Raw genomic sequence first — 13,951 nt, forward strand, 5'->3', positions numbered from 1 at the left:
CCGGTCGCCGCGCCAGGGCGGCGCGGCACCGTGGCGGCGGATCAGTAGATGTCGAAGGCGAAGTAGCGGCTGGAGATCTTCTTGTAGGTGCCGTCGGCGACGATCTCGTCCAGGGCCTGGTTCAGGCGCTCGCGCAGGGCGTTGTCTTCCTTGCGCACGGCGATCGAGGCGTCGGCGGTGGTGCCGTTGACGTCACCGATGATCTTGCAGCAATCCTTGCCGGCGGTGTCGGCCCAGGCCAGCAGCGGGAACTTGTCGGCGATCACCCCGTCGATGCGCCCGGCGGCCAGGTCGCTGTTGGCTTCGTCCAGGGTCGGGTAGAACTTCACGTCGGCACCGGCCGGGCCGTAGTGGTCCTCGGCGTAGATGGCCTGGGTCGAGGACGATTGCGCGCCCACGGTACGGCCCTTGAAGTCGGTCTGGGCGTCGGTGATGTCCGAGTCCCTGGGCACCGCCACCGACAGCGGAGTGCGGTAGTAGTGGTTGGTGAAGGCGATCTTTTTCTTGCGCTCGTCGGTGGCGATCATCGAGGCCACCACGGCGTCGTATTTCTTGGCCATCAGCGCCGGGATGATGCCTTCCCAGTCCTGGGCGACGATCTGGCACTGCACCTTGAGCCGCTCGCACAGGGCGTTGGCGATGTCCACGTCGAAGCCGTGCAGCTGGTTGCTGGAGTCCACGTAGTTGAAGGGCGGGTAGGCGCCTTCGGTGGCGATCTTCAAGACCTCGGCCTGGGCCGCGGTAGCGGCGACGGCCATGACGCAGGCACTGGCGAAGCGAACGACGTTTTTCATGGAGCACCTCGATTATTTATTGTTTTGCTCGGGTGGAGGATGTGTAGCCAACGAACTCGTTATGCAGGGCGGCAGTGGCTTCCAGGCGCTTTTCCACCTCGGGCCCCAGGTGCTTGCACACCTGGTTGACCAGCAGGTGCACCAGCGACAGCATCGCCGCGGTGGACTCCCAGAACAGGTTGAACTCGGTGGGCACGCGAAACACCTCGTCGGCGTTCTGTTCGGCCCAATCGCAGAAGGTATCGGTCACCAGTGTCACGGGTATCCCGGCCGCGCGAGCCTTGTGGCACAGGGCCAGGGCGTGGCGCGAGTAGCGCCGGGCCTCGAACACCACCAGCGCGCAGTCGGCGGGCGGGGCCAGCAGCACCTCGGCGAAGTGTCCGGCGGAACCGTCCACCAGTTGCACGCCGTCGCGCAGGTATTGCAGCAGGTGGACCATGGAGGCGGCGATGCCGCGCTCGGTCTGGAAGCCGGCGACGAACACCCGCGACCGGCTGGCCAGGCGTTGCACCACCTGCTGCCAGGCCGGGGTCAGGCTGTATTCATAGACCTTCATCAGCGCGCCGACTTCCAGCTCGAAGCTGCGCGGCAGGCCCTGGCCGGTGGGGTTGGGTTGCTGGCGAAACTCCTGCAAGCGATCGCCCACCAGCCACGGCCCTTCGCCGAGGTCGTTCTTCAGGTCGTTCTTCAGATCCTTGAAATGGCTGTAGCCGATGGCACGGCAGAAGCGCCCGACGCTGGACTCGCTGAACCCCAGCTTGCCGGCCACATCGGCGGCGGTCTGGAACGGCAGTTCATGGAGGTTGGCCAGCATGTAGCTGGCGATTGCCCGGCCTGAGGCGGTAGTACCGGACAGGGCACTTTCAAGGCGTTGCTTGATCGGTTGGCTCATGGCTATTTTCGTTGTTGTGGGCCGTTGGCAATGAAAAATGGATGTTTTCTGTCATTAAGTCAATGTTTGACAGTTAACTGGCGTGACGCGATAGTCAGGTGCCTTCCAATAACAATTCCAATGGAGCCACCCATGTCCGACGCCCCCCTGGCGCAGGCCGCTAGCGAGTACCTCGACCTGCCGGCCTTGACCCATCTTCTGCAACGTATCTTCCTGCGCCACGGCACCAGCGCCGAGGTGGCCCGGGTCCTGGCGGACAACTGCGCCCGGGCCCAGCGCGACGGCTCCCACAGCCACGGGGTGTTCCGCATTCCCGGCTACCTGTCGTCCCTGGCCAGCGGCTGGGTCGATGGTCAGGCCGTGCCGCAAGTCGAGGATGTGGCCCCCGGCGTGGTGGCGGTGGATGCCGGGGGCGGCTTTGCCCAGCCGGCCCTGGCGGCGGCCCGCGAGGCGCTGGTGAGCAAGGCCCGCAGCGCCGGGATCGCGGTGCTGGCGATCCGTAATTCCCATCACTTCGCCGCGCTCTGGCCGGATGTCGAGCCCTTCGCCGAAGAAGGCCTGGTGGCCCTGAGCCTGGTCAACAGCATGACCTGCGTGGTGCCCCACGGCGCCCAGCGGCCGCTGTTCGGCACCAACCCGATTGCCTTCGCCGCGCCCCGCGAAGGCGCCGAGCCCATCGTCTTCGACCTGGCCACCAGCGCCATTGCCCATGGCGACGTGCAGATCGCCAAGCGCCAGGGCCAGCAGCTGCCCGAGGGCATGGGGGTGGATCGGGACGGCCAGCCCACCTGCGATCCGGCGGCGATCCTCGACGGCGGCGCCTTGCTGCCCTTTGGCGGGCACAAGGGCTCGGCTCTGTCGATGATGGTGGAGCTGCTGGCGGCGGCGCTGACAGGAGGCAACTTCTCCTTCGAGTTCGACTGGTCCCGACATCCCGGGGCACAGACGCCCTGGACCGGCCAGTTGCTGATCGTCATCGACCCCAGCCACTGCGGCGGTGGCCGCTTCGCCCAGCGCAGCCAGGAGCTGGTACAGCAGATGCAGGCCGTGGGCCTGGAGCGCCTGCCCGGTGACCGGCGCTACCGCACCCGGGCCAGATCCCTGCAAGAGGGCATTCCCCTGGCCACCGCCGAACTGGCGCGGCTGCGGGGCCTGGCGGGCGACGACTAAGGGGTCAGCCTGGAGCCAGCGTCCGCAGGTCAGGCAATAGCAGGTTCGCGCTGTGCCTGCGGGCGAGCTTTGTCCGGTGCGTTGTCATCCCGCGCCGGCTAGTGGGGCGGCGGACTTGCGGCTAAGATGCCGCTCTTTTTTTCAAGGACGAAGCCGGCCCTGGGCTGGCCCTTACCCATCGATGAAGCCGTTGTCTTCGTACCACCCGTTGTTGTACTGGTTGCGCGTGCGCCAGAAGCGTCTGGCGCGCAGCCTGGCCTGGCGTTTTTCCGGCCGGCGTTATGCGCGGCCCGTAGCCGGTAGCCCACGCTTGCCTTATCGCTATATCAAGCACACCTCCAAGCTGATCCGCACCCTGGGCGATTGCGACCTGGCCCTGCAGCACAACAAGGTGATCAATCTCAGGCTGGCGGTGGCTTGCATCGATGGGGTGCGCATCGGTCCGGGGGAGTATTTTTCCTTCTGCCAGCTGGTGGGCCGGCCCAGTCGGGCGCGGGGGTTCGTCGAGGGCATGGAGCTGTCGTTCGGCGAGGCGCGCAGCGGTATCGGCGGGGGCATCTGCCAGCTGAGCAACCTGATCCACTGGATGGCGATCCACTCGCCATTGCAAGTGGTGGAGCGGGCCAACCACAGCTTCGACCCGTTTCCCGACGAGGGCCGGGTGCTGCCTTTCGGCTCCGGCGCGGCGATCTTCTACAACTACATCGACCTGGTGCTGCACAACCCCGGGCCGCACGCCTTCCAGCTCAAGCTGCATGTCGGCGCGCACCAGCTCGAGGGCGAACTGTTGTGCGAGCAACCGCGCGACTACCGCTATCACGTCTACCAGCAGGGCCATCGTTTCGTCCGCGAGGGTGGTCGGGTGCTGCGCGAGAACCAGATCTGGCGCGACATCCGCACCAAGGGCCAGGATTCCGAGCTGGTGCAGCAGGAGTGCCTGTATCGCAACCGGGTGGTGGTCAAGTACCCGGTGGCCGACGACTTGCTGGAGCAAGCCTGACGCTGCCGGCCTGGCCTTGCGCCCGCTACGCCCGCTAAGCTCTGTAGCCGCTGTCGAGCCGGCGAGGCTGCGACCGGCTGCGCAGCGGCCGTAACCCGGCCCGCGCCGATCTTCCAGGCATGTGTTACACACGGCGCGGTGGCTGTTTTATCCTTGGCCCCTTCACTGGCCCAAGGACGAACCCCGCGATGCTCGAAGTGCAAGGCGTGTTCAAGAGCTATGCCACACCCCAGGGGCCCCTGGCGGTGTTGCAGGGCGTCGACCTGCAGTTGGAGCAGGGCGCCAGCCTGGCGTTGATGGGCGAATCCGGCAGTGGCAAGAGCACCTTGCTGCACCTGATCGCCGGCCTGGACCGGCTCGACGCCGGGCGCATCCGTGTCGGCCAGCGCCAGTTGCAGGAGCTGAGTGAAGCGCAGTTGGCCAACTGGCGGCGTACCGAGGTCGGCCTGGTGTTCCAGCAGTTCAACCTGATCAGCAGCCTGCGGGTCGAGGACAACCTGGGCTTCCAGGCGCGCCTGGCTGGGCGCTTCGACCCGGCCTGGCAGGCCCACCTGGCGGCGCGCCTGGGCCTGGGGGAGCTCTTGCGGCGCTATCCCGAGCAACTCTCCGGTGGCCAGCAGCAACGGGTGGCCCTGGGCCGCGCGCTGGCCGCCAGGCCACCCTTGCTGCTGGCCGACGAACCCACCGGCAGCCTCGACGAAGCCACCAGCGATGAAGTCCTGCAGCTGTTGCTGGAGCTGCTGGCGGACAGCCCCACCAGCCTGCTGATGGTCACCCACAGCCAGCGGGTCGCCAGCAGCCTGCAACGTACCGTGGTCCTGCACCACGGGCGCCTGGCCGCCACGGACGAGGCCTGAGATGCGAGTCTTCGGCACGGCGCTGTGGGCGCTGCTCAGCCATTGGCGCCAGCACCCGGTGCAGTTCTTCAGCGTGCTGACCGGACTGTGGCTGGCCACCAGCCTGCTGACCGGCGTGCTGGCGCTCAATAGCCAGGCCCGCGACAGCTATGCCCGGGCCAGCCGCCTGATCGGCGGCGAGCCCCAGGCCAGCCTGGCCACCGCCGGCGGCGGCAGCTTTCCCCAGCAGTGGTTCGTCGACCTGCGCCGGGCCGGCTGGCCGGTCTCGCCGGTGCTCCAGGGCCGGGTGCAGCTCGAAGGACAGGACGCCGCCCTGCAGTTGATGGGCATCGAACCGGTGTCGCTGCCCAATGGCGCGGCCATTGCCGGACAGGTCCTGGACTTGCGCCAGATCGCCGAATTCTTCAGCCCGCCGGGGCGCACCTGGGTCGCGCCGCAGACCCTGGCCAGCCTTGGCTACCATGAGGGGCAGCAGCCCCGGACCGAGGATGGCCAACGCCTGCCACCGCTCCAGGCGCGGGCGGACATGGCCCCGGGCCTGCTATTGATGGACATCGGTTTCGCCCAGCCATTGCTGGGCCAGCCAGGCCAGCTCAGCCGCCTGCTGCTGGCCAAGGACTTCGCCGACCAGGCGCCGCCCCTGCCCACGGCGCTGGCCGGGCAACTGGTGCTGCGCCAGGGCGATGCCCAGGGCGACCTGGCGCGGTTGACCGAGAGTTTCCACCTGAACCTGGATGCCCTGGGGTTCTTGTCCTTCGTGGTGGGTTTGTTCATCGTCCACGCCGCCATCGGCCTGGCCCTGGAACAACGCCGCGGCCTGTTGCGTACCCTGCGGGCCTGCGGGGTCAGCGCCCGACAACTGATTGCCTGCCTGGGCCTCGAACTCGCAGGCCTGGCGCTGCTGGGCGGGGTGGCGGGGGTGATCAGCGGCTACCTGCTGGCTGGCGCCTTGCTGCCCGATGTCGCTGCCAGCCTGCGCGGCCTGTATGGCGCCCAGGTGCCCGGGCAACTGAGCTTGAGCCCCTGGTGGTGGTTCAGCGGCATTGGCCTGGCTTTGCTCGGCGCCTTGCTCGCCGGTGCCGCCAGCCTGCTGCGGGCGGCGCGCCTGCCATTGCTGGCCCTGGCCGCCCCCCAGGCCTGGCACCAGGCCCATGCCCGTTGGCTGCGGCGCCAGGGCCGGGTGGCGATCTGCGCGGCATTGAGCGGCTTGGCGGCCTGGTACTGGGGCAACAGCCTGGCCAGTGGGTTCGTGTTGATGGCGGCGCTGTTGCTGGCCGCGGCCCTGGGCTTGCCGGTGCTGCTCAATGCCTTGCTGGGGGCCTTGCTCGGGCGCCGGCACGGGGCGTTGGGGCAATGGTTCCTGGCCGATTGCCGGCAGCAGTTGCCGGCCCTGAGCCTGGCGCTGATGGCGTTGCTGCTGGCCCTGGCGGCGAACGTCGGCGCCGGCAGCATGACCGCGGGCTTTCGCCAGACCTTCGGCGACTGGCTGGAGCAGCGCCTGAGCGCCGATCTGTATATCAACCCGCGGGACGCGCAACAGGCCCGGCAACTGCAACGCTGGCTGGCCGAACAGCCCGGAGTGCAGGCGAGCCTGCCGGTGTGGCAGGTACCGTTGCAGGTCCAGGGCTGGCCGGCGGATTTGTATGGGGTGATCGACCATCCGGCTTATCGCCAGCATTGGCCGTTGCTGGAAGCCGAGGGCGAGCGGCCCTGGGACCGGCTGGCCAGCGAGGATGGCCTGATGCTCAGCGAGCAATTGGCCAGGCGCCTGGACCTGCGCCCGGGGGACCACCTGCCGTTGCCGGTGCCCGGCGGGCAATGGGCGCCGCGGGTGCTGGGGATCTACGCCGACTATGGCAACCCCAAGGGGCATCTGCTGGTGAACGCCGGGCACCTGTTGCAACACTGGCCAGGGCTGGCGCCGAACCGCTTCAACCTGCGCCTGGAGCCAGGCACGCGCGCACCGCTGATCCAGACGCTGCAACAACGCTGGCAACTGGACGACAGCCGGATCGTCGACCAGGCCCGGCTCAAGGGCTGGTCGCTGCAGGTCTTCGAACGCACCTTCGCCGCCACCGCCGCCCTCAACAGCCTGACCCTGGGGGTGTCCGCCGTGGCCTTGTTCATCAGCCTGCTGACCCAGAGCCAGAGTCGCCTGGGCCAGTTGGCGCCGCTCTGGGCCCTGGGCGTGGGCCGGCGCCAGTTGGCGCTGCTCAACCTGGGCCAGACCTGGCTGCTGGCCTTGCTGACCCTGGTCCTGGCGTTGCCCCTGGGGGTCCTCCTGGCCTGGTGCCTGGATACCGTGATCAACGTCCAGGCCTTCGGCTGGCGCCTGCCGTTGCGGGTATTCCCCGGGCAACTGATGCAGCTGTTGGGGCTGGCCATGCTGGCCACCTTGCTGGCCTCGGCCTGGCCGTTGCTGCGCCTGTACCGGGCGCAACCGGCAGACTTGCTACGCAGCTTCGCCCATGAAGATTGAACGCCCGTGGCGCTGTCGGCTCCTGGCCTGGATCCTGGCGCTGCCCCTGGGACTGGCCGGCTGCGACCAGGGCGCCGAAGCACCCCAGGGGTTCGCCGGGCTGGGTAACGAGGCGGCGCAATTCACCCCGGTGCGGCCGGGGCGGACCTTCAGCTTCCCGGCCGATCATGGCGCCCACGATGGGTTTCGCATCGAGTGGTGGTACCTCACGGCCGACCTCAGCGATGCCCAGGGCCGGCGTTTCGGCGTGCAGTGGACGCTGTTTCGCAGCGCCTTGCGTGCCGAGCCGGAGCAGGCTGGCTGGGGCGCGCCGCTGGTCTGGCTGGGGCATGCAGCGGCCACTTCGGCCAACAGCCACCAGGCGGCCGAGCGATTCGCCCGGGGCGGCGTCGGCCAGGCCGGGGTCAGCGCGCAACCGTTTGCGGCCTGGATCGACGATTGGAGCCTGACCAGCCTCGCGCAGGCCGGCGACCCCCTGGCGCAGATGCAGGTACAGGCCCATGGGCCGGGGTTCGCCTACCGCCTGCAGTTGTCCGGCAAGGGCCCGCTGGTGCTCCAGGGGCAGGGCGGCTACAGCCGCAAGTCCGATCAGGGCCAGGCTTCCTACTACTACAGCCAGCCGTTCTTCCAGGCATCTGGCGAATTGCAGATCGATGGCCAGCGCTACCAGGTCAGCGGCCCGGCTTGGCTCGACCGGGAGTGGAGCAGCCAGCCCCTGGCGGCCGGGCAGAGTGGTTGGGACTGGTTCTCCCTGCACCTGGACAGCGGCGAGCGGCTGATGCTGTTCCGGGTCCGCGAGGAGGCCGGCACGCCCTATGTCACCGGTACCTGGATCGACGCCGACGGCCATGGCCAGAGCCTGGACCGGCAGGCGATCCGCCTTACCGCGCAAGAGTATTCCGAGGTCGCCGGCAAGCGTGTGCCCACCACCTGGCGCCTGGAGATTCCCGGCAAGGGCCTGGACATCCAGGCGCGAGCGCTCAACCCCCAGTCGTGGATGAACCTGAGCGTGCCCTATTGGGAAGGGCCGATCGACTTCAGTGGCAGCCATGGGGGGCGAGGTTATCTGGAGATGACCGGATACTGAGATGGCCATTGGCGGATTTCAGCGACAGGGGTGTGAAACGTCCTGATCGTGTATAGGACATTTCCTCTATGCAGTTTTATTCAGAATCAGTCCTCGGACTTTCCTGAGCAGTTGCACTAGAATGCGTACCGTTCGCCCGGTGCAAGGGCTCTTTACCGGTGCAAGGATTGCCAAGGCCAGAGCACTGGGCGAACACTCCCTCCCCATCGCGTCCTGCGAGCTGCTTGCTGCCAACCCACTTCTCGATTTCTCGATCCTCGCCAATGGCGCTGGTGTCTTGTGCCTGGCGCTCAGAGCATGAGCGGGTGCAACACCACATCGCTGGAATCGATCTCGACCCACCGTGGGCACACTCCGGGATCGCCGCGTACCTCCAGCAGGACGATGGACTGGCCGATAGCCAGGGCGGCCGCACCATCCTCATCCACCCCCAGCAATTGCCCGCAGACCCGCAAGCCCTCGGTGCTCCAGCCCAGGCCGGATTGCTGGCGCGAGGCAGCGTGCATGTTGCGCCCGCACTCGAACACATCGTCCAGGCTGATTTCCACTTCGTGCACGCTGGCCAGCACCGGGGGCGGCCCTGGCCAGCGCCCGCGGCCTTCGCCCAGGGCGCAGTTGAAGCCGACCCACAGGCCGCCGGGCATATGCGGGTACAAGGCGGTGAGGGTGATACGCATGGGCAGGGTTTCCGTCGCTCGGCAGATGACTGGCGCCAAGGCTGCCGCAGCCGGGCCAGGCTGGCAAGGCGGCGATGGTTTTGCTTGCGCGGGCCAGGCCCGTTCAACAGAATGCGCCCCTTGCCCGAGCCCACAGGGGCATGGACGCTATTGGAGATCCGGGATTGATCTTGTTGCAACGCTTCTTGATGTCGGTCGGTGTGCTGGCGCTGGTGCTGCTAGGCCTGATGCTGGCCAAGATGGAGTTCGCCCCGACGCCGCCCCTGGCCCTGGCCAACCACCCCGGGGCCCAGTGGCAGGGCGCCGCCGATGGCGGTTACTTCGTCGAGATCACCCGCGCCGAGCCGCCGCTGTTCTTCGTCCAGGTGCGCCATGCCAGCGGCGACCTGTGGGATGAAGGCTGGGTGCGCTACGAAGATGGCGACGGCAGCCCGCTGACCGCCGACAAGGTGCTGGCTTTTGATGGCGATGCGGTGATCTACCTGCAACAGCGCAAGGTCCTGGCCTCGCAGAAGTCCATCGCCCGCTAGCGCCCCGAGGGTTATTGGCTCGGGCGCTGCGGGGCATAGGCATCCCACAGCTTGTTGCGGAACTTGTTGTGCGGATCGACCCGTGCCTTGAGGGCGAAGAACTCGTTGGCCCGGGGATAGGCCGCGTGGAACTGCTCAGGCGTGGCCAGGATCTGGTAGGGCAGGTAGTAGCTGCCGCCGTGGCGGATGGCGCTGTCCACCAGGGACCGGGTCCACTGGCGCACCTCATCGCGGGCGGCCGGGCGGGTGTCTTGCTGGTAGTACAGCACCAGGGCGAATACTTCGGTCCGGGCCCAGGCCAGCAGCGTACCGGGATCGGCCTTGGCGTGGCGGATGGACAGGTTGATCACATTGACCTTGTGCCTGCGCAGGGTATCGCCCATGTCCTCGACGAAGCCTTGCAACTGCCCAGGGGGCACGAAGTACTCCTGCAACACGTAGGTGCGCCTGGCCCGGGATGCCGGCTCCAGCTCACGCACGTCGAGGCTGGCCTCGTAGTTGCGCCAGACCACCTGCTGGCGCTTGAATACCAGCGGGTCGATGACCTCCTCGCGGATCGACTTGCCCATGGGCCATTGGCTCACCACCTTCATGGCCCGGCGTTCCTTCCAGTAGTTGCGGTCCAGGGGCGTGAGGCGTTCCTCGACCGTCACCGGCAGCTCGGTCTGGCTGTAGGACACCGCGCGCAGGTGCTGGTACTGGTTGGGATAGAGCACGGCGTTGTGCAGGATCACCTTGGGATCATTGGCGATGTGCTGGAAAAAATAGTCGTTGTAGCGCTCCAGGGGCATTTCTTCGAAGGTCCGCAGCAGGCGCACGTTGTCGCTCAGCTGCAAGGTGGCTTCGGCTATCACCCCCAGGCCGCCGTAGCCGCCGATGGCGCCGTAGAACAGCTCGGCATGGTGCTGCGGACTGGCCTCGATCACCTGGCCGTCGGCCAGCACCAGCTTGATCGACTTCACCGAGCTCACCAGCGGCCCATAGCCGATGTAGCGGCCATGGGCGTTGACGCTCAGGGCGCCGCCGACGGTGAAGTTGGCGTAGCTCTGCATGATGCTCACGGAGAGGTCGTAAGGGTCGATGAAGGTTTGCAGGGCGCGCCAGGTGATACCGGCCTGGACCGTGATTTCCTTGCGCTCGCGGGAGAACGCCAGGACCTGGTCGAAGCGCCGCATGTCGATCTGCAGCGCGTGCTCGGTGGCGGTCTGACCACCCATGCTGTAGCGGCCGCCGCCGATGGCGATGGGCCCGGGGTGATTGGCCACCAGCTGGACGATTTGCTCCAGGCGAGTAGGTTGCGCCACCTGGTCGACCACGATGGGATTGAGTTGGGTGATGTCGTTGACGATTTGTTCGCCGTGGCTGGTCGAGGCCAGGCCCAGTGCGACGCAGAACAGCAGGCCGGTGCTGAGTTTCATGGAACCATCCCTGGAAGACGCCACCCGCAGGTGGCGCAAATGGCGGCAGGATAGCCTTGCCGCCGTTTCCCGGCCATGAATTCTTGCGCTTACAGGGCGGACAGGCCCAGGGCTTCGGCACACTGCTCCAGGGAGCGCTGCTGGGTTTGGGCGTACAGCTGCAATTCATCGAGGGTCGGCCGGCCCAGGGCCGTTTCGAATGCCTGGCGGTTGGAGCGCCCGGCGTAATGGCTCTGGCTGTCGTCGCCGAGGTTGGACTGGAAGATCCCGGCGGCGCTGACCGGCAAAAAGTCTTCGTACACCAGGGGCTCGCAGCCCAGGTGCCCGGCGGCCAGCAGCGCTTGCACCGTGGTAGGGCGACCGGGCTCGGTGCGGGCGGCGAGCCCGGCTTCGCTGGCGAAATAACGGAAATAGGCTAGGCCCTGCTGGCGCATGGCGTCGTGGTCGTCGGGAAACTCGGCGAAGTGCTGCTGCATCAGCTGGTTGTAGCGCTGGGCATTGGCTTCGCTGGGGAAGTCACCGAGCTCATCGCGGGCCGCGTTCAGCAAGCGGTCGTAGAGCATGCGGCCCTTGGGCGTGAGGGCCGCACCACGCTGTTCGATCTCGCCGAAGCGGGCGCTGTGGCTGCCCTGGTTGTGCGCCTGGTCGGTGAAGGCGACGCTTTCCTCCAGGGCCTTGAAGCTGGTCTGGCGCAGCAGGATCGGGCAATCGCGGCGCGGCGGGCCCTCGATCACCGCCTTGGGGGTGATGCCATGCGCGGGCATCAACCGCTGTACTTCGTCGATGTCCAGGGTGCGCGGGGTCAGGTGGTTGATATGCGGGCCCTTGAACGCCACCACGTCGGCGATCAGCCGGTGCTGGGCGCTGAGGTTGGCGTACTGGGCGGCGCTGACCGTGGCGTGGTGGTGCCAGCGGAAGGTCTCCAGGGCTTGCTGGATGAAGTCCTCGGCGGCGTCGGCGGCCAGGCCGCCCTGGTCCTCGGCCTGATGGATCAGCTCCAGCACCCGGGGGGTGAAGATCGCGCGCCGCGCCAGCACCTGCTCGGCGAATACGCGCAGGTCGGGGTTGTCGATCAGCTCCAGGCGCAGCAGCGAGGTGAAGACCCGGAACGGGCTGACCTGCAGGGCCTGTTCATGCACCGCGCGAAACGCCGTGGAATGCACCGGCACCCCGGCGGGGGTGAGGTCGTAGTAGCCCACCGGCTGCATGCCCATCACGGCGAACAGGCGCGCCAGGGTCGCCAGTTCGGCGGCGGTGCCGACGCGGATCGCGCCATGGCGCTCCAGGTCCAGGCGCTGCAACTCGCCGGTGTGTCGCAGGTGCCGGGCAATGGCCGGTTGTTGCTCCAGCACCTGGGCGTTGACCTGGGCCACCAGTTGCATCAGGTCGCCATACAGCGGCACTTCCTCACGGTACATATCCGACATGGCCCGGGAAAATCCCTGGCGGATCAGGTCAGGACTGACGAAGCGCTGGTTGCTCATGGACAAGGTTCCCGTGGCTGTGGATCGAGGCGTGAGTGGAGCGGGTCGGCCTCGATTCTGCGCAGCGCCGCCAGGGCTGACAAACGAAAGTTCCTCTGAACTTCATTCTGCAAACGAATGCATGGCACCCGCTCCGGGCGTTGGCAGCGAGTGAGTACAAGGGCGCACCGTGACCAGGGAAATGGTTATCGAGCGCGGCGCGGTTATAGCCAAATATTCCCGAAACCTCGCGCCGAGGCTGGTAAAACAGGGCCTGTGCCATGCTGGCGTTTTGTGCCCATGTCGCTCGATGCCCCTGGCTCGATGCTCATCCGCTCGCTGTATCTTTCCCATGGCTGGACGGAGGCGACTTGGTCCCTGCGCAGTGCACCAGAGGAAAGGGATTGTCACTGGCCAGGAGGCTCTACCGCTCGCGCACCTTGGGCCTGGCCCTGGGGTTCTTCTGCGTGTTCGAGGGCATGGCGCCGCTGCATCCCGCGCCCTGGGTGTGGGGCTTCATGTTGTTCAACGCCTTCGCCTGGCCACACCTGGCCTACCAGTGGGCGCGCCTGGCCCGGCAGCCGTTTCGCGCCGAGTACCGCAATTTGCTGGTGGATTCGCTGCTGGGCGGTTTCTGGGTCACGGCCATGCAGTTCAACCCGCTGCCGCTGGCCACCACCCTGGGCATGATGGCCATGAACAATATCGCCATGGGCGGGGTGCGGTTCTTTCTCGCTGGCTGCGTGGCCCAACTGTTGGGGATCGGCCTGGGCCTGGGGATCTTCGGTTTCGCCTTCAGTGCCCGGACCACGCCCGAGCAGCTGTATGCCTGCCTGCCGATGCTGACCCTGTACCCGTTGGTCCTGGGGTACATCTGCTACCAGCAGGCGGTGACCCTGGCCCGGCACAAGCGCGAGCTATTGGCCTTGAGCCGCACCGACAGCCTGACCGGATTGCTCAACCACGGCGCCTGGAAGGACCAGCTGGAAATCGAGTTCCAGCGCTGCAAGCGCCAGGACCATGGCGGCGCCATCGCCCTGATCGATATCGATCACTTCAAGGCCATCAACGATACCTATGGCCATGTGGCCGGCGACGTGGTGCTGCGCCAGTTGAGCAAGCTGCTGCGCCAGAACCTGCGCAGCAGCGACCAGGCCGGCCGCTATGGTGGCGACGAGTTCTGCGTGATCCTGCCGGACGTTCCCCTGGAGCATGCCGCCGAGCTCATGGAAGCCCTGCGCGGGCGTTTCGGCGCCCTGGGCTATGAGCAGACCCCGGCCTTGCAGGTCAGCCTGAGCATCGGCCTGGCCGCCTTCGACCCCCGGCATGAGGAGGCCATGGGCTGGCTCAACGACGCCGACCAGGCGCTGTATGCGGCCAAGACTTGCGGGCGCGACAACGTCAGTTGCCATCCGCCACAACTGCACCTGCTCAACTCCCTGTAGCCGCAACCGAGCCTGCGCAGCTGCGCCCAGGCCCGCAGGACCTTGCGGCGATGGGGGACGCGCTCACGTTTTGCGTCCGCTGCGCGGCTGTGCGCAGCTTGCGGCAGCGGCCACCGAGGCAGGGCCGCTGTCGTTGTGC

At 67.2% G+C, this 13,951-nt stretch carries 12 protein-coding genes; 7 read left to right on the forward strand and 5 right to left on the reverse strand.

Features of this window, described 5'->3' with window-relative positions; translation table 11 throughout:
• Positions 1-41: 41 nt before the first annotated feature.
• Together C4K40_RS12695 and C4K40_RS12700 are read right to left on the reverse strand one after the other, a co-directional pair.
• A complete protein-coding gene (locus C4K40_RS12695) occupies positions 42-794 on the reverse strand; it encodes a transporter substrate-binding domain-containing protein (RefSeq protein WP_022643621.1) in 753 nt (250 codons plus the stop codon).
• A 16-nt stretch (positions 795-810) separates the two neighbouring features.
• Complete coding sequence (locus tag C4K40_RS12700) at positions 811-1,686, reverse strand: MurR/RpiR family transcriptional regulator (RefSeq protein ID WP_022643622.1); 876 nt, start codon at positions 1,684-1,686, stop codon at positions 811-813.
• A gap of 132 nt (positions 1,687-1,818) precedes the next feature.
• Between C4K40_RS12700 and C4K40_RS12705 the strand changes: the two genes are divergently transcribed.
• The 5 genes from C4K40_RS12705 to C4K40_RS12725 all read left to right on the forward strand — a co-directional run bounded on the left by C4K40_RS12705 (position 1,819) and on the right by C4K40_RS12725 (position 8,279).
• Positions 1,819-2,856 (forward strand): Ldh family oxidoreductase, encoded by a 1,038-nt coding sequence (locus C4K40_RS12705; RefSeq protein ID WP_053138001.1) that lies wholly within the window; start codon positions 1,819-1,821, stop codon positions 2,854-2,856.
• A 181-nt stretch (positions 2,857-3,037) separates the two neighbouring features.
• Entirely contained in the window at positions 3,038-3,856 is an 819-nt protein-coding gene (locus C4K40_RS12710) for a VanW family protein (RefSeq protein ID WP_053138004.1), read from the forward strand.
• A 188-nt stretch (positions 3,857-4,044) separates the two neighbouring features.
• Entirely contained in the window at positions 4,045-4,713 is a 669-nt protein-coding gene (locus C4K40_RS12715) for an ABC transporter ATP-binding protein (protein ID WP_053138007.1), read from the forward strand.
• Between the two features lies 1 nt (position 4,714).
• Positions 4,715-7,192 carry an FtsX-like permease family protein gene (locus C4K40_RS12720; RefSeq protein WP_053138012.1) on the forward strand — a complete coding sequence of 826 codons (2,478 nt, stop codon included), beginning with the start codon at positions 4,715-4,717 and terminating at the stop codon, positions 7,190-7,192.
• Complete coding sequence (locus C4K40_RS12725) at positions 7,182-8,279, forward strand: lipocalin-like domain-containing protein (RefSeq protein WP_053138014.1); 1,098 nt, start codon at positions 7,182-7,184, stop codon at positions 8,277-8,279. Before C4K40_RS12720 ends, C4K40_RS12725 begins: the two co-directional genes overlap by 11 nt.
• Positions 8,280-8,569: 290 nt before the next feature.
• On the opposite strand, the gene C4K40_RS12730 is transcribed toward C4K40_RS12725, so the two are convergent.
• Positions 8,570-8,956, reverse strand: a complete 387-nt coding sequence (locus tag C4K40_RS12730) for a hypothetical protein (RefSeq protein WP_053138016.1) — start codon at positions 8,954-8,956, stop codon at positions 8,570-8,572.
• A 170-nt stretch (positions 8,957-9,126) separates the two neighbouring features.
• Between C4K40_RS12730 and C4K40_RS12735 the strand changes: the two genes are divergently transcribed.
• Complete coding sequence (locus tag C4K40_RS12735) at positions 9,127-9,486, forward strand: hypothetical protein (RefSeq protein ID WP_256224279.1); 360 nt, start codon at positions 9,127-9,129, stop codon at positions 9,484-9,486.
• A gap of 11 nt (positions 9,487-9,497) precedes the next feature.
• Here C4K40_RS12735 and C4K40_RS12740 read toward each other — a convergent pair whose 3' ends face one another.
• Together C4K40_RS12740 and C4K40_RS12745 are read right to left on the reverse strand one after the other, a co-directional pair.
• Positions 9,498-10,904 (reverse strand): FAD-binding oxidoreductase, encoded by a 1,407-nt coding sequence (locus C4K40_RS12740; protein WP_053138022.1) that lies wholly within the window; start codon positions 10,902-10,904, stop codon positions 9,498-9,500.
• A gap of 89 nt (positions 10,905-10,993) precedes the next feature.
• A complete protein-coding gene (locus tag C4K40_RS12745; protein ID WP_053138026.1) occupies positions 10,994-12,388 on the reverse strand; it encodes a VOC family protein in 1,395 nt (464 codons plus the stop codon).
• A gap of 350 nt (positions 12,389-12,738) precedes the next feature.
• On the opposite strand from C4K40_RS12745, the gene C4K40_RS12750 reads away from it, so the two are divergent.
• On the forward strand, positions 12,739-13,812 hold the full coding sequence (locus C4K40_RS12750; protein WP_053138028.1) for a diguanylate cyclase: 1,074 nt from the start codon (positions 12,739-12,741) through the stop codon (positions 13,810-13,812).
• The last annotated feature ends 139 nt before the right edge of the window (positions 13,813-13,951 follow it).

Origin of the sequence: Pseudomonas sp. CMR5c (assembly GCF_003850545.1) — a bacterium.
GTDB classification, from domain to species: domain Bacteria; phylum Pseudomonadota; class Gammaproteobacteria; order Pseudomonadales; family Pseudomonadaceae; genus Aquipseudomonas; species Aquipseudomonas piscis.

What these genes read in the sequence shown, in the direction of transcription:
- C4K40_RS12720 (WP_053138012.1), top strand. Translation starts at nt 4,715, where the DNA reads ATGCGAGTCTTCGGCACGGCGCTGTGGGCGCTGCTCAGCCATTGGCGC.
- C4K40_RS12700 (WP_022643622.1), bottom strand. Translation starts at nt 1,686, where the DNA reads ATGAGCCAACCGATCAAGCAACGCCTTGAAAGTGCCCTGTCCGGTACT.
- C4K40_RS12730 (WP_053138016.1), bottom strand. Translation starts at nt 8,956, where the DNA reads ATGCGTATCACCCTCACCGCCTTGTACCCGCATATGCCCGGCGGCCTG.
- C4K40_RS12695 (WP_022643621.1), bottom strand. Translation starts at nt 794, where the DNA reads ATGAAAAACGTCGTTCGCTTCGCCAGTGCCTGCGTCATGGCCGTCGCC.
- C4K40_RS12740 (WP_053138022.1), bottom strand. Translation starts at nt 10,904, where the DNA reads ATGAAACTCAGCACCGGCCTGCTGTTCTGCGTCGCACTGGGCCTGGCC.
- C4K40_RS12745 (WP_053138026.1), bottom strand. Translation starts at nt 12,388, where the DNA reads ATGAGCAACCAGCGCTTCGTCAGTCCTGACCTGATCCGCCAGGGATTT.
- C4K40_RS12715 (WP_053138007.1), top strand. Translation starts at nt 4,045, where the DNA reads ATGCTCGAAGTGCAAGGCGTGTTCAAGAGCTATGCCACACCCCAGGGG.
- C4K40_RS12725 (WP_053138014.1), top strand. Translation starts at nt 7,182, where the DNA reads ATGAAGATTGAACGCCCGTGGCGCTGTCGGCTCCTGGCCTGGATCCTG.
- C4K40_RS12710 (WP_053138004.1), top strand. Translation starts at nt 3,038, where the DNA reads ATGAAGCCGTTGTCTTCGTACCACCCGTTGTTGTACTGGTTGCGCGTG.
- C4K40_RS12705 (WP_053138001.1), top strand. Translation starts at nt 1,819, where the DNA reads ATGTCCGACGCCCCCCTGGCGCAGGCCGCTAGCGAGTACCTCGACCTG.